This is a genomic window from Alteromonas sp. 009811495 (genome assembly GCF_028865455.1).
GTDB lineage: Bacteria > Pseudomonadota > Gammaproteobacteria > Enterobacterales > Alteromonadaceae > Alteromonas.
On sequence record NZ_CP113972.1, the window covers coordinates 4301342 to 4321361 of the forward strand.

Genomic DNA, 20020 nt, shown 5'->3' on the forward strand with positions numbered 1-20020 from the left:
ATGATGGTGAACATTACTCTTGGTCAAGGGTAATGTTCATCAGTTCTACTGCGCTGTATACCCTTCCTGGTGCCACTACAGTAATAGCTTCATTTAGCGCTGCCAACCCTGGCTCACTGCGTTTCATAATATGAGATAGCAATATTCGCTTAGCTTTCGATTGGGTCGCAATCGCAATCAGCTGTTTTGGTGTCATGTGCAAATTTTTAGCAACCTCGCCTACGTTATCGTCAATGGCATTATGTAACACTAAAAGATCAGCACCTTTAGAAAACTCAGCGAGCGTATTGGCCTTGTCATTAGTATCACCTGAAAATACAACCTCACAGCCATTTGCTTTTACTTTCCATGCAAGGGCAGGAATGGGACCGTGATGAACTGAAAGCGCCTCTAGGCTTATAGCATCATTAAGTGAAACGGTGAACGGTGATTGTAATGACGCTGATAGTGATACCGAAGTAGGTCGAATGGTGTAGTCGTCTTGTCCTTCCTTGGTATAAGAAGACAAGTAGCGATAAGCGCCATGACTGCCCAAAAGCGTTTTAAGGTAAGTCGATGTATCTGGCATAACGTCGTTGCCTTGTGGCCCGAAAATGGGTAAGTCGTTATTTCGAAAGGTGAAAAAGCTTCCCTTTACGAAGCTGGGCACATCGGCAGCGTGGTCAGTGTGTAAGTGCGACAACACCATTGCTTGGATATCGTCAAATAACGCTCCGGACGCACCAAACTGCACACTGCTGCCACTACCTGCATCAACCAAAATACGCGCACTATCGTCAACCCACACTATGTAAGCGCTTGAAGTGCGCCCATCATCCAATTCAGGACCGCCTGAACCAAGTACTTGTACCGAAACGCCGTGACACGCTTGAGCCTTTGTCACTTTATTTGGTGTAGATTCCGGCGTTCGCACATCACTATTTTCACTATACGCAACGCTGGAGAAACTCAACACGGCGCTGCACAGTGTAGTGACGAGCAAATTATTTAGTGCCCTGTTTCGCTGCGGGCGGCACAGGCGCTTTTGTGAGTGACTTTGTGTTGTGATTCGATGTGCATGCATTATGTGGGTTCCTATTGCCATTAAGTAGGCTGCGCTTTTGCCCTTTGCCATGGGTTTACGTTTACAAGACCAGTAGACGCATGTTTTGTATTCAATAATAGGCAAAAAAGGGAGCAAGCCCCCTTTTTTACGCACATTTATGAGCGAACATTAGTGTTGATCTGACTGGCTTTCTGCCACCATGATAGTTTTGATATTTACAAACTCGCGAATGCCATAACCACCGTGTTCACGTCCGTATCCACTGTCTTTCACACCACCAAAAGGTAAGTTCGGCTGGGCAAGCGAATACCCATTGATGTTCACCATCCCCGTATCAAACTCGTCTTTAGCGAGAGAAATTGCCTTTTCGGTATCAGTACTAAAGATACCGCCACCCAAACCATAGCGAGAGTCGTTGGCGACTTCCATGGCTTGTTTATCATCTCGGGCACGAATTAGTGATGCAACGGGCCCAAATAACTCGTCGTCGTAAGCAGGCATACCGGGAGTGACGTTTTCTAGTACAGTCACCGGATAGAAGTAACCGTCGGTATCAGGGACTTCGCCACCCAATGACAGCGTTGCCCCCGCTTCCAGCGATTTCTTCACTTGTTCGTGCAATTCGTCGCGTAGGTCTTCTCGCGCCATGGGCCCAAGGTCGGTATTTTCGTTGGTGGGATCTCCCACTTTTAATTTGCTGCACAGTGCAACAAACTTTTCTTTAAACTCATCGTAAACGCTATCTACAACGACAAACCGCTTTGCCGCTACACAGGTTTCACCGTTGTTGATAACGCGACCTTGAATACACATTTCCACCGCATGGTCGATATCGGCATCGGCGAGTACCAAAAACGCATCATTACTGCCTAGCTCCATGACCGTTTTCTTTGACATACTCGCAGCTTCTTTAGCGACCTCCTTGCCCACTTCGTCGCTTCCCGTGAAGGTCACGCCACGTACGTATTTATGCTTAATAAGGTCACTTGCCGTACTGCCATCTATCAACAGCGATTGATAAACATTTTTTGGAAAGCCAGCATCTTCATACATTTGCTGAATGGCCATTGCCATACCAAATACGTTCTTGGCATGCTTAAGCACTGTCGTATTACCCGCCATTATGTTTGATGCACTGTAGCGAATAACCTGATACAAGGGGAAGTTCCATGGTTGTATACCTAAAATAACACCAATGGGTTGATAGGTAATAATTGCGCGACCGCCTTCAAAAATACGATGTTCATCTTCTAAGAACTCGGCACCGTGTTCGGCGGTATAACGACAAATTTCAGCGCACAACTGCACTTCTTGTTTTCCCTGAGCAGTCACTTTACCCATTTCTCGGGTCATTAAGCTCGCTAGGTCATCAATACGCTCTTCCATGATGTTGGCGAGGTTTTTAAATAAATCGGCGCGGGTTGCAAACGATGTGCGGCGCCAATTTAGGTAAGCTTCTTGAGAGCGGGTAACGGCTTGCTCAGCATCGTCTACAGACATTAGATGATAATGATCGATCTTTTCGCCAGTAGCGGGGTTGTATGTATTCACTGTCTCACTCATTGTCACACTCCTTATTCCATGTGGTCTAAGGCAAGTGCAACTACAACGCCAAGCCGGCAAACAATTAAATTACATTAAAAACATAAGCTTATTAAATATCTAAGCGGATTTCTTAGTACAAAAAATGCGTCGATCAGGAAAAGATTACTGGTTAGGGAAAAGATTTCAGAGACACGGCTATCGATAACGCCGTGGCTCTAAATAGATTTATAGCAAAGATATACGGGCTCTTAGTCTGTATACAAATCTGGGAAATGAAATTTGGCCATAGCAAGTGTAAGGGCAACCTCATACACACTTTGGCGCGTAGCATGATTCAAGGTTAAAAGGCCAATGGCGCCGCCCTTCTGCTTGACATTGACTGTGTCGAACAACTTATCCATTACGGTTCCCAACTCTTCACCGCGCTGCAGTGCTTGATACACACTCACGGGTAAGGGCAAGCTTGCGCTACGACTCACTGACCAATGCCCCTCGTGGTAAATAGCTACATAAGCAAAGGTTGCAGGGCCATCTTCAAATACATCAACGCCTCCTTCAATCGCAACATACCACGCATCACTCAAGCCACCTTGATGATGTGCAAGCATCGCTTTTACGCGATTGATAGCACCTAATCGAGTCTCTTCTTCCGTCATAGGCTGGTCAGCGACGCCACTTGGAACACTTATGCCTTGCGCATCAAAATCGTGCTCAAGCGTGTCAGATAGGGTATTAAGCGCTGCATTAATTTTTACCGGATTTTTTGAACCCACAAATATGGTATCAGAAAGCATGGAACGTCCTTATTACTGGCTCTTTTTAATGACTGGGTGGGCATTGATATCATCTAACATCAAGCGATAGTCACGCACGGCAGGAAACTCGGTAATATTGCGATTGGGCAACTGACTGTCAGGGTTATCTACTGCTAACAAATGCTTAATACCAAATGTTTTCGCTGCGTTAAGAATAGGTAATGAATCATCAACAAATAAAGTACGTGACGCATCAAATTTCACACGCGCCTGCAAGCGTTGCCACAAAAGTTGAGACTCTTTTGTCACACCAAATTCATGCGTTGAAATGAGGTTATCAATGTGAGCATCTAGCTGGGTATACTCTAGCTTAAGCGCCAAACTATGAGGGTGAGCATTAGTCACTAAAATCACCTCTCTCCCTGATTCATGCAGCGCCTTAAGAAAAGGTACGGTATCGTCGCGAAGCATAAGTAAATGCGACAATTCGCGTTTTAATGGCATAAATTCATTGTCTAAATCCATTTGCAGCGCCTGCGCCCAATAATCGAGGCAGTACCACTGAATTTGTCCAAATACCGCATCGTAACGCGCAGTCATGGCAGCACGGCTTTCCTCTTCAGAAATACCGCGTAATTCGGCCAATCGTTTAGGTAAATGATGTAACCAGAACTGGTTGTCATAGTGCAAATCTAACAGGGTGCCATCCATATCGAGCAGCACTGTGTCAATTTCATTCCAAGGCAGAAAGGGCAAGCGATTTTCCTCATAATGAAGTAAGCTAAAGACTACTGATCTTTGCTCGTTAAAATTGTAACGGTAAAGAACAACAGGCCCTAGATACAGATTGTATGAAAGTATGATAACAAAGTTGTAGCGAGAGACATGCCTAAAATTGATCCAAACAAACCGTTACCACAAATTCATTCTCGTGAAATCGTTGCGCAAAGCAAACTCTTCAGGGTAGAACGCCTTGACCTTGAGTTCTCTAACGGTGCCACCCGAGAATTCGAACGTATGGCTGGCGGCAACCGCGGCGCGGTTATGATTGTGCCAATGTTAGATAAAGATACCATGGTGCTTATTCGCGAATATGCAGCGGGTACACACTCCTATCAACTTGGATTCCCCAAGGGCTTAATTGATCCCGGTGAGACGGCCATTGAAGCCGCTAACCGCGAACTGCAAGAAGAAGCCGGCTTTGCGGCCAATGAGTTAGTTGAGCTGCACAAAGTGAGTATGGCGCCTACTTTCTTCAACGCGAACATGACCATTGTGTTGGCAAGAGACCTATATCCTAAGCGTTTAGAAGGCGATGAACCTGAACCACTTGAAGTCATTCACTGGCCTTTAGCCGAAGCAGATGCTTTACTTGCACGAGAGGACTTTATTGAAGCACGCTGTATTGCTGCCCTGTTTTTAGCTCAAAAGTGGTTTAAGGAACAATAAACAATGCCCGATGACGCCCATGCCGACCTTTTAGAACTTGCCAAAAAAATTGCTGTAGAAGCGGGTGAAGCTGTATTAGAAGTGTATGACAAAGGTGATTTCGACGCCTACCAGAAAGACGACGAGTCGCCTGTCACTAGTGCAGACTATCTTGCTAACGACATTATTAATAAACGCCTAAAGGCAGCAACACCTGACATTCCAATTTTGTCAGAAGAAAACAAGCATGCAAGTTTAGAAGAACGAAAGCATTGGTCGCGATATTGGCTTATTGACCCTATAGACGGCACCCAAGAATTTATTGCCAGAAGCGGCGATTTTGCCGTGAACATTGCACTTATTGAAAACAATGAGCCTGTAATTGGTGTTATTTTCTGGCCCCCTGGACAGTCACTCTATTACGCCGCAAAGGGCAAGGGTGCGTTTAAATCATCCCCTGATGGCGAACATCGTATTCACGTGCGCAAGTTAGACGACCCCAAAAACAGTGTCGTAATGATTGCAATTAGCCGCCGCCAATCTAGAGAAAAAGTATTAAGCAGGATGTGCGCTAAGCGGGTTTATCAAACACTGCCACTGGGGAGTTGCTCATTGAAAGCCTGTTTTATTGCAGAAGGTAAAGCCGACGTATTTATGCGTATTGGTGTTACCGGAGAATGGGACACCGGTGCGTCTCAGTGCATAGTTTGTGAAGCGGGAGGCAGTATATCTGCGGCAAACTTTGAGCCGCTCACTTACAATCAACGTCATTCTCTGGAAAATCCGGATTTCGTCGTCATGGGCGATAAACGCGTGCCATGGCAAGATATCGTACAATACGATGATTTTGTAAACCCACATCAGCACTAACCCGTAGAAAACAGGTATATAGCTGGGGGTAAACCCGCGTATAATAATGCAGTAATGTTGCTGGGCTACATTGCGCTTTAATGATCACCATCAATCGCGATGGAATCAACATGTTAAAAGGAGTAAACCTATGATGGCGACACGTATTCGTACGTTATCGACAGCCTTGCTCGCTTGTGGGCTAGCATTTCCAGCAGCCGCAGACTGGACAATTGACAGTGACAAAAGTGCGCTGCATTTTATGTCGACAAAAAATGCGCAGGTTACTGAAGTGCATCAATTTAATAGTTTCGAAGGCAGCTTATCAGATGATGGTAAGCTAATAGTAACGGTAGACCTTTCATCGGTTAATACTGCTATTGATATTCGCAACACGCGTATGCAAGAAATGCTATTCAATGTTGCTAAATACGCTGAAGCGTCGTTTGAAGCGTCGCTGCCAGAGACCATGATAAACCTTGAAACAGGTGATGTAGTATCAGGTAAGGTAGATGGTATTCTCATGCTTCATGGTAAGGCCGTCCCTACAAGTTTTTCAATTACCGCCAGTAAAGTCAGCGACGATACCATTAGCGTTTCTACCTCTGAGCCTACGTTAGTGAAGGCAGAAGCATTCGGCCTTGCTGATGGCGTTGCTGCCTTGCAAAAAGTCGCAGGTCTTAACAGTATTACGACAACCGTTCCGGTGACTTTTTCGGTTATGTTCAACCAGTAATGTCAGTGAAGAGTTTACTTTCAATTAAACAAAAAACCGCACGTTACGTGCGGTTTTTTATTCACTTAATATCGCTTTAGACATTATTTACCAAAGCAGGTCGCATGAGCAGCGGCTTTTCACTCAATACTTGTTCAGGCATAGTAAGCGACAAACTTACCGGTAAACTCGGCACCTGTGGTTTGTGCTGACTAATCGCAAAGTATGACATTGCAACGCGCAAACGCTTCAGTGCTTTGCACTCATGAATTTCTTGGTCGATGACAAATACGCCCCATTTACGCATGGTAACGCCTAATCTATCGCTACTTGAAAGACGAATAACCGGTGCCGCTAACACCATACCCACCAGCACGGGCAGCAACAACATGAACAATGACGGTGTAAAATAGAAGGTTGTTACGCCCCAAGCAACAGCCAAACAGCTTATAATTTGAGTATGTTTAATGGCGACCTTCCAAGGCACCTTCCGCCCTTCGCGCTCTTGTGCTTCCCATTTAACCGAGTGCCCTACAAACACGCTGATCACGAAGTAGCTATGATAAAACATCATAAGGGGGGCAATTAGCACTGCCATAAGTAGCTCCGCTGCCGCCCCTTTTAGCAATGACCAGGCACCGCCAAACTCGTCGCTTCGCTTAATAAGTGCAAGCACAATGCCCAACGCTTTAGGCAAGAATAATAATGCAGCTGTACCCCACATAGTCACCATCATCATATCTTGACGCGCAACCTGCCAACTTGGGAACAACTGATACTCTGATACAAAAAATTCAGGCACTGACGTGGCACGTATAAGGGCGTCAGCTGTGCCAAGCGCCAGCATGCAAAACAGAATAAGCGACGAGATATAGGCGAACGCACCAAACAAGAAATGTAAGCGATTGGCCGTTTTAAGGCCTTTTACGTTAAGCAGGCCTAAATGCTGAATGTTGCCCTGCACCCAACGACGGTCTCGAATGGCATAATCAACAATATTACTCGGAACTTCTTCGTAACTCCCTGTGGTATCGGTAAGCAAGTATGCTTGCCACCCTGCTCGACGTAAAAGCGCCGCTTCCACAAAGTCGTGACTTAGAATTTCTCCACCAAAAGGCGCTCGCCCTTCCAACGTAGGCAAGCCGCAATGCTGCATAAAAGGCGCGATGCGAATGATAGCGTTGTGCCCCCAATAGTTCGCACTGTCGGTTTGCCAAAACGATAAACCTGTTGCCAACATCGGGCTGTAAAGGTGCGCCGCAAATTGCACAAAGCGACCAAAAAAGGTGTTTTGGCGAACGGGCATAGGAATTGTCTGCACTAGGGCAGTGTCAGGGTTTTGTTCGATACGACGAGCCAAGTCTTGCATGCGCTCGCCGCTCATAACGCTATCTGCATCGAGCACGATCATAGATTCATAGTGACCACCCCAGCGCTCACAGAAGTCCTTCAAATTTCCCACTTTTCGATGAAGATTTTGCTCTCGTCTACGATAAAAAACCTGCTGAGAAAATCGTCCTAGTCGCTTCTGTAAGCGTGCGAATGCGCGCAGTTCTGCGTCAGCCTTTTGCATATCACGCGTATCACTTAGCATATAGAAATCAAACTGCTTGGCATTCGCGCTGTCCATTAACTCGCGAATACAAGCCTCAAATCCCACCATAATTCGACGCGTATCTTCGTTATAGACTGGCATGACAATAGCGTGACGTTGATGCAACGGTGTTTGCGCATCAGGTGTTTGCAAAGTCTTTTTCAAGCTGAGGGGGTCGATATTAAATAGCTGCAATACAAAACCAATAATACCCGTCCAAAATGCCATACATAACCAAGCAAACAAGGTAAGCCCTAAGCCCAGCTGAGCAATTTCCAGATTGGTTAAGCCATTAGGTAAAAATATCTCATACAAACTCCAACCGGCCAGCGCCGTGCTTGGGATCACTAGCATTGCCATTATAAACAAACGCATGGTTTCTCCTTTGATAAACATTTGCGATGCCCTAGATGGCACATAGCTTTTACTGTGAGGCACCGCGTTATCCTCGTTTGATGAATCTTGCGTAGGCGTCGACAACACACGCGCAACGTGCTTATTGTTGTGGTTGATAGACATAGTTCCACACCTCACTAATACGCTTACCGTCTTTTTCAATATAGGCGCGCATATCTACGGTTTGCTTTTCTTTGGGTTTTACCAAAAACGTGGCGCGCCATTCTTGCCCATCGGCAACGGCATACAGTCTTTGTTCGGAAATTGATCCGTTAGCGCCTTGTACAACGAGCTTCATCGCTTGGTCGTCAAAAGAGGTATCTTGAGGCGCTGTAAAATCAACGCTGAATTGGCGGGTGGTCGACAGTTTGTCGTTCTTAAATTCATCCCCTGGCAGTACCGCTTTGCCTTGGCGAGTGCGCACAACTGACGCAAGTTCACTTACAAATGGATTTTGTTCTACTGTGCTCAATTGATAAGAAAAATACAGAGATTCCCCTGCATTAAAAGGCGTTTCTGGAGTCCAGAATGCAACAATATTGTCGTGAATTTCTGATTTGGTTGGGATCTCAACCACTTCGAGGCGGCCTTTGTCAAAGCCAGCTTCAGGCGTTACCCACAAGCCAGGGCGAAGATGATAGTTGGCTTCTGCATCAAGATAATTACCCCACTCTGCGTCGCGTTGCAGCATGCCGAAGCCTTTGGGCGCAGTGTCACTCAATGAAGTAACTTGTAAACGCGCTGGGTTAGTTAGCGGGCGCCAGATTTCTTCTCCCGCGTGCGTTACCATTAATACGCCATCACTATCGTGAACCTCTGGTCGATAGTCGTCGATACGTCCTTGCGTGTTTTCACCATACAAAAACATACTGGTAAACGGTGCAACACCCAACTTTGCTACATCTTCACGCGCAAACAGCCAGCTTTCTACCTTTACGCGAGTATCTATACCAGGCTCAATAACAAACTTATACGCACCTGCTACCGACGGGCTCTCTAACCGAGCGTAAATCGTAATAGGCTGACCATCGCTTGGCTCAATCACCCAGAACTCAGTGAAATGCGGAAACTCCTCGCCCTTGGCAAGTGCGGTATCTATAGCCAATCCACGCGCAGAAATGCCGTAAACTTGGTTTTTACCCACTAAACGAAAATATGATGCACCTAGAAAAACAGCGAATTCGTCCTTGTACTCGTTATTTTTAATGGGGTAGTGAACACGAAAACCTGCAAATCCAGACTTTTCATCGGTAAGACCAGCCAACGCTTGCGCACTACCATCGTACTTAAACATAGCACTATCAAAAGGAAGGCGAGTCGGTGTATTGTCAGCACCTATAGTGTGAATAGTGACTGGGTATTCGTACAGAAAGCCAGGGTGAAAAAACTGCAGTTCGTAATCGTTTTCTCCACGCCATAAACTTGCCTCACTATCGAAACGAATAGAACGATAGGTGGTGTAATCAATTTCCTTAAGCTTACTGTCAAGGCCGTGGTCATCTTGCTCGTAGTCTTCTTTTGCTGAAGCACGCGCAGCATCAATGACTGATTGTAGTACTGGCGAAGACTTTTGCGGTTGATTTGCATCACTGACCTCAACCGCCCATGCGCTTTGCTGTAAAGCACCAATAAACATTAAAGACAGTACACTTGCCATCGACACAAGCGTATGTGTTAGCGCTTGTGAGGTAAAACCTTTTGTTGAAAATAAAACTGGCTTAGCCATTTGTCCTCTCCTTATGAAAACAACGGTTACCGATGTGGGCAAAACACCTCATTCGCCAACGTTAAGAAAAGCGCTCTCTTCCTTTCTTATTCGTCGTGCCTTGCTCGCCTTGTCACTGATGAAGTAGATAAAGTGCTGTGAATCCCAATCCAGTCAAATGGGAAGTGGGGATAGGCGAACATTCGATAACATGCGTAGTTATTGAACAAAAGGCTGAGCAAAAGGTGTTCCAATGCGCTAGGGGAGTGTATTAATTTAAAAAAAAGATTATTTAACAAATGGTTACATGATAAACATTCGATAATAGATGCAAGCCAAATGCTTAGTGAAGATAGTGAACACAGAAACCACGCCCAAAAGTGTTGTTTTTTAGCGACAGTTCTTATTTGTACTTCGAGGTAATAGGGTCGAAATGCGCTTTAACAGCGTCCTCAACATTCATTTCCTACCGAAAATTAACATTTAATATCAGACACTTAAAAACACACCGTTCCTTTTCATATGTAAGTTGGCAAAGCCTTTGCACTCACCAGATAACGATAAGTTAGCGCTTGTTTCTTCCATACGGGTTGGCACAAGCACAAACGGTATGCATTGTTTTGAATGTATAAGCAAAACAATGCCACTGTGAATATTAAGGAGTTATCACATGCGTAAAGCAATCACACTATTGGCCGCACTTACTGCTGCAACACTGCCTCTTTCTGCGATGGCAGATAAGCCTGACTGGCGTTACGTTGAAGGTGGTTACACTAAAATGGACTTCGACGGTAATGAATCATTTGAACCAGACGGCCTTACCATCAACGGTAAATACCTGCTTAACAGTAATTGGTATCTTAATGGCGAATACAGCTTCTTTGAAGAAGGTAACTTTGACTTTGACACGCTGACGCTAGGTGCAGGCTATCGCCTTCCCGTTAATGCAACAACTGATGCATACTTCGGCGCAAACCTAGAACGCGTGGACGGCGACTTCGATGACGAAACAGGCTATAGCATTAACGCTGGTCTTCGCTCAATGATTACCAAACAGGTCGAGCTTGCAGGTGAAGTAGGTTACTACGATGTAGATGACGGTGAAGCGACGTTTAAAGTGGGCGCAAACTATTACATTACGCCGCAGTGGGCCGTAGGCGCTAACTATGAAGTCATCGACGACTGGGACATTATGCAAGTCACCGCTCGTTACGCGTTTTAAGCCTTCCTCTCCTCAGGTAGGTTAGCCGGGTTGCTCGACCCGGCGTTTTTGTTTTATCTACTCTTCGCTAGCTTGAATATCTTCTTTGCGCTTAATATCAACGCTTTCATGAAGTTCTGAGTAAACCAACACCGCCTCGCCCGACTTTAGTCGTTTAAGCACTTGCTGCACTTTAACGTCAAGAGACACTTCTTGTTCGCCATAGTCCGTTCCCTCGCGAAGTACAAACGATTCAGCCAAGCTATACAGCGTATCGGCTTCTAGCGCGTCAATTGGAATAATCATAAATTCTCCGGTAGGTCTACGTTAACACTATCAATGGTGTTCATGACAGGTCGCTACTTTGAGTAACTGCAGGTACTGTCAACAGGTAACACTTCACTCACAAAACGTTTAACGCGCTCATGCAGCCACACTTTAGGATTGAGCATAGAGCCTTGCATGAAGCCCACATGACCACCTCTCTCACTCAACTCAACGGTCACATTGCGCGCTAATTCTTCTTCTTTAGGCACAATTAAATGATTCATAAACGGATCGTCAATACTGTGAAGCACTAAGGTAGGACAGTGAATAGCGCTTAAGAAATGGTACGCACTACACTTTTCGTAATAGTCTTGGGCATCAGCAAAGCCGTGTAGTGGCGCCGTAATCTTCTCATCAAACTGCGTAAAACTGGTCATGCTATCCACATCGCTTTTGGTCAACTGGATCAATTTGCGATAGTCGATGTATTCCATTTTTTTGCGTAGCGTGTTTTTCATGCTCGTGAGTAAATACTTCTGATATACCCGTGAAAAACCTTGGTTAATCGACTTAGCACACTCAGAGAGCTTTAACGGCGACGAAATAGCAACAGCGGCTTTAAGCCAACGCTGTGCGGGGTTTTCTCCCAATAATTTGAGCAACATGTTTCCCCCTAATGAAAAGCCAATTGCGACTTTAGGGATACGGGGAAATTTGTCATGAAGCCATTGTAAAAAGAAGCTGGGATCTTCTGTCTCACCACTGTGGTAGGCGCGAGCTTTTAAATTAGGCACACCGCTACAACCGCGATAATGCATCATCACTACCTGCCAGCCATTAACCGATAACTGTGCCATCATATCGTTGGCGTAATGAGATTTGATGCTACCCTCTAAACCATGAAATAGCACCACGATCCCAGACGTCTCTTGTGGCTTTGGCCCCCATGCAACATCAACAAAATCATCATCAGGTAATGTGAGTCGCTCCATTTCGTAAGAAAGGGGAAGACGTTTTTGAATAAAGCGCGGCCATATTGTTTGCACATGACGATTTTTGGCCCACCCTGGCACTTTAAAGCTGCTTTTAATTATTTTTCCATGCGATAGCGCTGATTTACTCATTCTATTTCTTATGTTTTTGTTACGGTAATTGGTTAACAACTAGACTTATTAGGCGACGCGCTTCGCTACTCTCTCTTAAGCCATAAGCATTAATGAATGCAGCGATAGAGGCGTTAAATACATTACCAGCTTGAACTTGTGGCGGTAAACAACTCACTTCTTCGGCATTAAACGCAGTGATCATGTCGTTCTGCTGCGCCCTTTCTAGGGCCAGTTCTTCCGCTTTTAATGCCTCGTAATGTGCACTTTCGCCACCTTTTTCAGGATGGGCGGCTTTGCGAAGAGCGCGATGTGCTACCAATTTCGCTTCGCTCGTTGACGTCGACGCTATAACGTTTTTTAGCTGGCTTAAGTTTATGATGGCATTATTTTCCAAACACCAGCATACAAGCAAGAGAACGTTTACATTTACGCCATGGTTATCTTGAAGTACTAACGCTAAAGGTGCGATATCCGCAGAGGTATAACGACTTACACTGTATTGCCAAAACGTTTTTGTATCGAGTTTAGGCGTTGGCGCTGTCATAAGCTTCTCGCTCCAATTCAATTTGCTCTTGCGCATCTAGCCACGCCATTTCTTCTTCTTCTAACTGCTGCTTTAATTTGGTTTGCTTATCAAGTAACTGCATCAACGTTGATTTGTTTTCTTCGTTGTAAAGCGCAGTATCAGACAGCGACGCTTCAACGTCATTAAGTGCAGCAGTGTGTTTTTCCATGGCCTTTTCGTGCTTTTCTACTGCTTTTTTATAAGGTGCTATCTTCTGCCTAAATTCGGCTTCGCGGCGCTTTTCTTCTTTACGGTCAATTTTACGCTCTGGCTTACTTTGATCACCTGCTGTTTTAAGCGCTTCCTCTTTCGCGTCGCTATTTGCCTTTGCTTTTTCTGCAGCCTGTTGCTTCAAGATCCAATCGCGGTAGTCGTCTAAGTCTCCACTGAATGGCTCAACCGCACCACTGTCCACTAAGTAAAAGTCTTCGCACACTGAAGACAATAAGAAACGATCGTGCGAAACCAGTACCATGGCACCTTCAAACCCCTGAAGCGCGATATTTAGTGCATGGCGCATTTCAAGATCTAAATGGTTGGTCGGTTCATCGAGAAGCAATAGATTAGGCTTTTGATAAACAATAAGGGCAAGTACCAAGCGCGCTTTTTCGCCACCCGACATAGGAGCAACTGGCGCTAGTGCCTCATCGCCGTTAAAGCCAAAACCACCAAGATAGTCACGAAGTTGTTGTTCTGTCGCTTTTTCATCTATTCGCTGTAAGTGCAATAACGGCGTAGCGTTGGCATCAAGTGTTTCTAGCTGATGCTGCGCAAAATAGCCTATCTTAAGCCCCTTGGCCGTATTAAATATGCCCTGTTTGGGCGCATGTACGCCAGCAAGGAGTTTAATTAATGTTGATTTACCTTGACCATTTCGCCCCAATAAACCAATACGACTACCCGGTACTAAATTGAGCTTCACATGCTCTAACACAATGTGATTTTCATAGCCGAGCTGGATATTTTCCATCTGCACCAAAGGATTCGGTAATGCCGTAGGGGCAGCAAAGGCAAAACTAAATGGGCTCGCCATGTGCGCTGGCAATAACACTTCCATTTTTTCTAACTGCTTGATACGACTTTGAGCCTGCTTAGCCTTACTCGCCTTAGCCTTAAATCGGGTAATAAATGAATTGAGATGAGCGACCTTTGCCTGTTGCTTTTCATACTCTAAGTTTTGCAAGCGAATGCGTTCAGCGCGTTGAGTTTCGTAAGCAGAATAGTTGCCGGTGTACGTGATCAGTTTTTGATGTTCAACGCTAACGATTTGAGCAACGGTGTTATCAATGAATGCTTTATCGTGAGAAATTAATAGCAATGTACCGTTATAGCGCTGTAACCATTTCTCAAGCCAAATTACCGCATCTAAATCTAAGTGGTTTGTTGGCTCATCCAGCAATAATAGGTCTGACGGACACAAAAGTGCTTGCGCCAAATTTAAGCGCATACGCCATCCACCTGAAAAGTCGGTAACAGGCGCGCTAAGCTGTTGATTGGTAAATCCAAGTCCAGACAAAATAGTGGCAGCGCGAGACTCAACATCGTACGCGCCCGCTTGCTCTAGTTGACCATGTAGCTGGCCTATTTGCACGCCGTCTTCACGGGCTTCTGCTTCAGCCAATTGAGCTTGAAGTGCACGTAAGTGCTTATCGCCATCAATCACGTAGTCTATTGCACTACGATCAGATGCAGGAGTCTCCTGCGCGACACTCACTATGCGCCAATCGCTTGGAACACTGCAGTCGCCAGCATCAACGCTTAACTCATTTCTCAGAAGTGCAAAGAGCGTAGATTTACCGCATCCGTTACTCCCAATAAGCGCTACTTTATGGCCAGGGAATACCTGCATAGACGCGTCTTCTAGCAGCATTTTGCGGCCGCGAAGCAATGAAACGTTAGAAAGCTTGATCATGAATTACCTGCGATGAACAACTGAGGGCGCGTATAATACCAGTTAGTACAAGCATTACACAGCTTTCGTCTGATGACGTTTATTCACTCGCATAATAACAAAAACTTGGGGGAATAGCTGATCAGTAACGCCTGTTTAACGTATAATACGTGCGAATTTCCACAAAGGTGTATGTATGTCAAACCGCGTAAGACGTCGTTTTGTTGCAGGAGCAACCTGCCCTAAATGCCAGGAGCAAGATACTATTTCGCTCTATTTTGAGAATAACGTGGAAAAGTTAGAGTGTGTTGCGTGTGGTTATCACGAAGCCCAAACTGACGAAAAAGTCAGTGCAGTAACACGTGCAAACGAAGACGTTATCGGTATTTTTAAACCACACTAGTACGTAATCTTTTCAAAATGCTGCGTAGAAGTCACATACTGCAGGCATGTGAAAAGTGCGATAAAGAAGTGTGAACATGTTATCGTTCACACTTCTTAAACATTAGGTCTCGCTTTTTGAGCGCTTCAATAGCAGCCACCTCGTGGCCACAAACACCAGTCCCGTAACACCTCCTGAAACGAAATAGGTAGCTAGTTTGACATTGTCAGACATACGTTCAATAACATCACCAAGTATGTAAAGCTGTAATAAGCCTGCGACAACACTTACCAAAAATGCCCAAAAAACGATAGCCATGTTAGTCAGTCCACATAACGTCAAACATGTATGCTACAGCAGCACCCACGCCGCCGCCCAGCATGCCCATTGGGCCAGAGAAACTGCCCGCGACAGCACCGCCTAATGTGTTGGCGAAAAGCGCCCCCATTTCGAAGTCGCCCCAGCAGTATTCAGCACAACCGCCGCTTACCATCGTAATTTCGTTCATTTGTAGTTGTTGCATTGTTCTTTCCTTAGATACAAGTCGTAGCCTGATTGCTACCTGTAAAGCATGGCATAACACAGGCAAAAATGAACCTGATCTTACGCCTAGAATTTTGCGCAATTCACTCATTGCTTAGCGCGTGTGGTGAGCAAACTCGCTTTAGGTACAGTTCTTGAAGGCTTTAGGACAACACATTGGGATTTAAAACGATGAACCAATTTAAAACCCAGTTACTTATACGTAACGAGAAGGCGAACAGTGATGAGTAGGACACGCGTTGTTACCATGTTGCTTGCAGTGCTAATCACGCTTGGGGCTGTGCGCGTCAGTTTACCTTATGCGGTAGCGTGGTATATCAACAATACATTGAGCCAGCCAGGCAATTACGATGGCCGAGTGGGTGATGTTGACCTTATGTTATGGCGAGGCGCGTACAGCCTTGAACACGTATTGCTATACAAGGCGAATGGCGAAGTAGACCGCCCGTTATTTAAAGCCGACTATGTCGAATTTACGCTTTCTTGGACACAACTATTAGACGGTGCAGCAGTAGGTCGCGTGGTGGTTAATTCGCCTGAGATAAACTTTATTGACAGTAATGCCAGCGAAAAACGTCAGTCTGGTAAGAACGAAAATTGGCTCTCTATTGCCGATCAGCTATTTCCATTACGCATTGATAAACTAGCGATAAACAATGGCAAAGTTGCTTTTTATAACCCTGATACCACCCCCGCTATTGATATTTCACTGCATGATATTCAACTTGAGCTTAATAACCTTGTAAACAGCGATAAATTGTCAGATACACGAGTGGCCACCGGTAAAGCAACTGGACAGACTGCAGAGCAAGGCACATTAACAGTAGACGCCAAACTTAATCCGGCTACCCATGCCCCCACTTTCGATATTGATATACACGCAGATAATGTGGGCTTGGTCAATTTTAAGAATCTATTAGACACTTACGCACCCTTTGACTTGGAAGCAGGCACAATGACACTTGCCGCTGAAATCGCGTCAAACGAAGGCAAAGTAAAAGGTTATGTGAAGCCCATCTTGCACAACGTAGAAGTGTTTAGCTGGAAAGGTGATATCCAGCAAGATGGCGATGGTTTTTTTGAAGGTAGTATTGAAGCCATTTCAGCATTAGTGACTGAGCTTTTCGAAAACCAAAGTAAAGATCAGATTGCAACGCGGATCCCCATTGAAGGTGATATTTCTGACCCAGAAGCGCAAACATGGGATGCCTTCACTGCTATTTTAAAAAACGCTTTTGTACAGGCCTTCAATGGTGATGTAGAAAAAACCATTGAGTTGGAAAGACTTGATGTTGATAAGTCACAACAAGAAAGCACAGACTAGGATGTACACAATACACCCGTGATTATACTGTGCTTTATCGCTCTAGCTCCTGCGAAAGATAAATACTTTTGTTGCTAGCAAGGCAACAACTGGCAGCATACTAAATCGTACAGCTATCACCGCAGTCATTTGCACCATCTCGCATGCCTTCAATTTGCTGACTTTCTTGCTTGTCTTTCTCTGCCTGCTTCTGTGTCACAGTTTCTTCAATGGCGTCGAAATCAAGGTTGTCAAACGCATCCATATCAAAGTCACTCATTACAACGTGCCCTTATCGTGTTTTCGTAAAAAATAAATCGAATTCAATTATAAATGGGGCAGTCACTTTTAGTGAACTAAATCGCTAGTTCAAAGCGCGATAACCCATAACGAATTAAATGATCAACACACTCTAGTAATGGGGAGGGGGCGTTTCTTCAGATTGTTTAGCAATATTTGATGGCTCTATCGATTTCACCCTGTCGATAACATGGCGCACCTTAAACGCAATATCATCCAACTGTTGCTGCTGTGAAGACAATGCATCATTAAGGGCATCAATAGTATGTTCCTGGAAGGCTACTTTGGTTTGCAGTTCTTCAATATAACTATGGGCGGTATCCAGCTGTTTTTGTAAAGCTGCTATACGTGTGTCAGTCATGCTTGTCTCTATTTCTCTCGTTGCCATACTTCGGCTAGGCCGCTGCTACTTGCTGATACTATATTACCATCTGGCATGAAGGCGACGCCATACACAACTGCGGTAGGCGGAGAGATAGTTTCTCGAGATGCCACCTGAATGGCTTGCAGCTGATCACCTGTTTTAATGTCCCACAAATAAACCTTTCGCGAAGGCGAACCAGTAAGTAAATACTTACCATCCTTCGAGAATTCAACATCAGTAAATATTTTCTGACGAGACGCAAAGTTAAGTGCACTCACCGCTTGGCCAGTTTGTACATTCCATATCTGTGACTTACTTTTACTATCAGCAGTAAAGGCGTACCGACCTTCATCGTCTAGTGCCACCTTTGTTACGCGCGTTGGGTGAGTGAACGTGTGAATAATTTGACCCGTTTCTGTGCTCCACAGATAAGCAATATAATCATTGCCACCAGTAAGGGCATATTTACCATTAGGCGAAATATCAATGGAATTTACCTTTTCCTGATGGCCAAGAAATTCTAAACGCCTCGATGTGCGAGGCTCAAAGTACATGACCTTTCCACTAGAGCGCGCGACAAGTATACCATCGCCATTATTCGCTACTGCTACGTCGCGAATTGATGACTCATCGATGCGCCAAAACCCTTCCGGTTCCCCAGTTTCCATACTCCACAGAGCAAACGCTTCGCGGTCAGCAGTAACGATATAGCGCTTGTCAGCACTAATATGCACTGACATGACTAAGTTGTTACCCTCACCTTGGTGTCCCCAGTGATACAAAGGCTCATCTTCACCAATGCGCCATACATTAATGCCATTATCAACGCCAGATAACACCGAAATGGTGCCATCTGTAGAGATATCTGCGGCATATGCGCCTTCTTCTACATGACGCCACTGTTGTATTGGCGTAGTATCAGGAACAGAACACCCTATGGATACGCCAATAAGTACGACGAGTAACACTATTCTGAGGAACATTTGGGCCTTAAACATAATCAAATGGGTTTCGCTTTGTAAACGCTAGGTTTAACATAGCATGGATCACGCATCTTTAAACTATCGTGCACACTGCCTTGGATGCAGCAGTATAGACATAGACGCATGATGATAAAAATTAATGGAGACGTTTTTATGCAGAAGTCGCTCGTTGCCTTATCTACTATCGCTGCGCTAGGCCTTTTCGCTTGCCAGCCAAACACCACAGATGAGGCCGCTTCTAACGCTGATAGTGCAAAAACAACTTCTGTCTCTGCAGAAGAAATGACAGATTCACAAAAGCAGGCTTATGCCATGGGCGCAAGCATGGGTTTATTTGTTAGCAATCGCGCTGAACAACAAGCTACGCTTGGTCTTGAACTAGACCAAGAATCCTTAAAGCAAGGGTTCAATGATGGCCTTGCAGATAAACTAAAATTCACTCCAGAGCAGATTCAACAAATTGCTCAACAAGGTGAAGAAGTACTGCGTGCTAAACAACAAGAAATGGCTGCCCAAGCTGCTGAGAAAAACATTGAAGCAGGCTTAGCTTACCTAGAAGAAAACGGTAAACGCGAAGGTGTTGTCACCACTGACTCTGGACTTCAGTACGAAGTACTGACCGAAGGTGAGGGCGCCAGCCCAGCAGCAACAGATGTGGTAAAAGTCCACTACCGCGGCACCTTGCTAGACGGTACTGAGTTTGACTCTTCTTACAAGCGTGGTGAGCCTGCTGAGTTCCCACTTAACCGCGTTATTGCAGGCTGGACTGAAGGCGTACAGCTGATGAAAGAAGGCGCGAAATACCGCTTCCACATTCCATCAGAATTGGCCTATGGTCAACGCTCAACAGGTGCAATCACACCAAACTCTACACTTGTTTTTGATGTAGAGTTACTTGAAGTGGTTAAGCCAGAAGCAGACGAAGCTGCTGAGTAATCACTGAGCGAACGTCCTCTATTTGCGGGAATATAAAAGAGAAAGCCGACACACAATGCGTCGGCTTTTTTGTTTAGTGAGTCAGCGTAATCCTTGCCTACCTTTTCCCTACGAGCTAGTGGATTTTCACCACGCGCGTACCCAAAT

The 20020-nt window shown here is 45.2% G+C and carries 22 protein-coding genes; 7 read left to right on the forward strand and 15 right to left on the reverse strand.

Annotated features, from left to right (window positions below):
* Positions 1–13: 13 nt before the first annotated feature.
* From OZ660_RS19225 to yrfG, 4 genes are all read right to left on the reverse strand, one after another.
* The gene (locus OZ660_RS19225) at positions 14–1063 is read right to left on the reverse strand and encodes an MBL fold metallo-hydrolase (protein ID WP_274742061.1); all 1050 of its coding nucleotides are present in this window, start codon (positions 1061–1063) and stop codon (positions 14–16) included.
* Between the two features lie 150 nt (positions 1064–1213).
* Positions 1214–2608: an NAD-dependent succinate-semialdehyde dehydrogenase gene (locus OZ660_RS19230; protein ID WP_274742062.1), complete on the reverse strand. Its 1395-nt coding sequence runs from the start codon at positions 2606–2608 to the stop codon at positions 1214–1216.
* A 230-nt stretch (positions 2609–2838) separates the two neighbouring features.
* A complete protein-coding gene (gene yjjX, locus OZ660_RS19235; RefSeq protein WP_159625557.1) occupies positions 2839–3384 on the reverse strand; it encodes an inosine/xanthosine triphosphatase in 546 nt (181 codons plus the stop codon).
* Positions 3385–3396: 12 nt separating this feature from the next.
* Positions 3397–4101, reverse strand: a complete 705-nt coding sequence (yrfG, locus tag OZ660_RS19240; RefSeq protein ID WP_202262921.1) for a GMP/IMP nucleotidase — start codon at positions 4099–4101, stop codon at positions 3397–3399.
* A 129-nt stretch (positions 4102–4230) separates the two neighbouring features.
* Here yrfG and nudE point away from each other — a divergent pair, with 129 nt between their 5' ends.
* From nudE to OZ660_RS19255, 3 genes are all read left to right on the forward strand, one after another.
* Positions 4231–4794, forward strand: coding sequence for an ADP compounds hydrolase NudE (gene nudE / locus OZ660_RS19245; RefSeq protein WP_159625553.1), 564 nt, complete (start codon positions 4231–4233; stop codon positions 4792–4794).
* Positions 4795–4797: 3 nt separating this feature from the next.
* Positions 4798–5643 (forward strand): 3'(2'),5'-bisphosphate nucleotidase CysQ, encoded by an 846-nt coding sequence (cysQ, locus tag OZ660_RS19250; RefSeq protein ID WP_202262923.1) that lies wholly within the window; start codon positions 4798–4800, stop codon positions 5641–5643.
* Between the two features lie 130 nt (positions 5644–5773).
* Complete coding sequence (locus OZ660_RS19255; protein ID WP_274742063.1) at positions 5774–6358, forward strand: YceI family protein; 585 nt, start codon at positions 5774–5776, stop codon at positions 6356–6358.
* A gap of 76 nt (positions 6359–6434) precedes the next feature.
* On the opposite strand, the gene mdoH is transcribed toward OZ660_RS19255, so the two are convergent.
* Positions 6435–8450 carry a glucans biosynthesis glucosyltransferase MdoH gene (gene mdoH / locus OZ660_RS19260; protein ID WP_274742064.1) on the reverse strand — a complete coding sequence of 672 codons (2016 nt, stop codon included), beginning with the start codon at positions 8448–8450 and terminating at the stop codon, positions 6435–6437.
* Positions 8428–10053: a glucan biosynthesis protein gene (locus OZ660_RS19265; protein WP_274742065.1), complete on the reverse strand. Its 1626-nt coding sequence runs from the start codon at positions 10051–10053 to the stop codon at positions 8428–8430. The genes mdoH and OZ660_RS19265 overlap by 23 nt, the downstream gene beginning before the upstream one ends.
* 649 nt (positions 10054–10702) lie before the next feature.
* Here OZ660_RS19265 and OZ660_RS19270 point away from each other — a divergent pair.
* Positions 10703–11254 carry an outer membrane beta-barrel protein gene (locus OZ660_RS19270; RefSeq protein ID WP_274742066.1) on the forward strand — a complete coding sequence of 184 codons (552 nt, stop codon included), beginning with the start codon at positions 10703–10705 and terminating at the stop codon, positions 11252–11254.
* 57 nt (positions 11255–11311) lie between these two features.
* Here the strand turns inward: OZ660_RS19270 and OZ660_RS19275 are convergent, their stop codons facing one another.
* Genes OZ660_RS19275 through OZ660_RS19290 form a run of 4 tightly spaced genes read right to left on the reverse strand, consistent with a single transcriptional unit; the run spans position 11312 to position 15083 of the window.
* A complete protein-coding gene (locus OZ660_RS19275) occupies positions 11312–11539 on the reverse strand; it encodes a YheU family protein (protein ID WP_226431792.1) in 228 nt (75 codons plus the stop codon).
* Between the two features lie 53 nt (positions 11540–11592).
* A complete protein-coding gene (locus tag OZ660_RS19280; protein ID WP_226431791.1) occupies positions 11593–12624 on the reverse strand; it encodes a hydrolase in 1032 nt (343 codons plus the stop codon).
* A gap of 19 nt (positions 12625–12643) precedes the next feature.
* Positions 12644–13150 (reverse strand): TIGR02444 family protein, encoded by a 507-nt coding sequence (locus tag OZ660_RS19285; RefSeq protein ID WP_274742067.1) that lies wholly within the window; start codon positions 13148–13150, stop codon positions 12644–12646.
* On the reverse strand, positions 13131–15083 hold the full coding sequence (locus OZ660_RS19290) for an ATP-binding cassette domain-containing protein (RefSeq protein ID WP_274742068.1): 1953 nt from the start codon (positions 15081–15083) through the stop codon (positions 13131–13133). The genes OZ660_RS19285 and OZ660_RS19290 overlap by 20 nt, the downstream gene beginning before the upstream one ends.
* Positions 15084–15258: 175 nt before the next feature.
* Here OZ660_RS19290 and OZ660_RS19295 point away from each other — a divergent pair, with 175 nt between their 5' ends.
* On the forward strand, positions 15259–15465 hold the full coding sequence (locus OZ660_RS19295; protein ID WP_159625535.1) for a YheV family putative zinc ribbon protein: 207 nt from the start codon (positions 15259–15261) through the stop codon (positions 15463–15465).
* Positions 15466–15567: 102 nt separating this feature from the next.
* Here the strand turns inward: OZ660_RS19295 and OZ660_RS19300 are convergent, their stop codons facing one another.
* Both OZ660_RS19300 and OZ660_RS19305 read right to left on the reverse strand, forming a co-directional pair.
* The gene (locus OZ660_RS19300) at positions 15568–15762 is read right to left on the reverse strand and encodes a hypothetical protein (protein WP_159625533.1); all 195 of its coding nucleotides are present in this window, start codon (positions 15760–15762) and stop codon (positions 15568–15570) included.
* A gap of 1 nt (position 15763) precedes the next feature.
* Positions 15764–15967, reverse strand: coding sequence for a hypothetical protein (locus tag OZ660_RS19305; protein WP_159625531.1), 204 nt, complete (start codon positions 15965–15967; stop codon positions 15764–15766).
* 243 nt (positions 15968–16210) lie between these two features.
* On the opposite strand from OZ660_RS19305, the gene OZ660_RS19310 reads away from it, so the two are divergent.
* A complete protein-coding gene (locus OZ660_RS19310) occupies positions 16211–17311 on the forward strand; it encodes a DUF748 domain-containing protein (RefSeq protein ID WP_274742069.1) in 1101 nt (366 codons plus the stop codon).
* 100 nt (positions 17312–17411) lie between these two features.
* Here OZ660_RS19310 and OZ660_RS19315 read toward each other — a convergent pair whose 3' ends face one another.
* From OZ660_RS19315 to OZ660_RS19325, 3 genes are all read right to left on the reverse strand, one after another.
* A complete protein-coding gene (locus OZ660_RS19315) occupies positions 17412–17570 on the reverse strand; it encodes a hypothetical protein (protein ID WP_201283870.1) in 159 nt (52 codons plus the stop codon).
* 132 nt (positions 17571–17702) lie between these two features.
* Entirely contained in the window at positions 17703–17951 is a 249-nt protein-coding gene (locus tag OZ660_RS19320; protein ID WP_274742070.1) for a SlyX family protein, read from the reverse strand.
* An 8-nt stretch (positions 17952–17959) separates the two neighbouring features.
* The gene (locus OZ660_RS19325) at positions 17960–18892 is read right to left on the reverse strand and encodes a WD40 repeat domain-containing protein (protein ID WP_202266145.1); all 933 of its coding nucleotides are present in this window, start codon (positions 18890–18892) and stop codon (positions 17960–17962) included.
* A gap of 198 nt (positions 18893–19090) precedes the next feature.
* Between OZ660_RS19325 and fkpA the strand changes: the two genes are divergently transcribed.
* Entirely contained in the window at positions 19091–19873 is a 783-nt protein-coding gene (gene fkpA / locus OZ660_RS19330; RefSeq protein WP_274742071.1) for an FKBP-type peptidyl-prolyl cis-trans isomerase, read from the forward strand.
* Positions 19874–20020 lie beyond the last annotated feature (147 nt).